Raw genomic sequence first — 257 nt, 5'->3', positions numbered from 1 at the left:
CAATTACAACAGGTCAACCAGATCATTCATCCTGAGGTAAACCGTCATTTCTCGGCTTGGGTGGAGAGACAGACTTCCCCTTTATGCGCCATCGAATCCGCCATATTATTCGAATCCGGTTTCTACAAAGTGGTAGACATAAGCTTGATGGTCTATGCCCCAAGAGAACTCCGCATCGAAAGAGCCTTGGGAAGGGACTCAGCCTCGAGAGAAGAAATCGAACGCAGAATCAACAGCCAAATATCGGACGAGGAAAA

1 protein-coding gene is annotated in these 257 nt (G+C 47.5%); it reads left to right on the top strand.

What is annotated here, in order from left to right:
• Window positions 1-257 (top strand): dephospho-CoA kinase (locus tag LI114_RS13980; protein WP_227221164.1); only part of this gene is annotated, 257 nt, incomplete at both ends.

Origin of the sequence: Ruminococcus sp. 210702-SL.1.03, from assembly GCF_020559915.1 — a bacterium.
Taxonomy (GTDB): Bacteria; Bacillota; Clostridia; order Oscillospirales; family Ruminococcaceae; genus YE71.
This window is presented reverse-complemented; position numbering and strand designations above follow the sequence as displayed.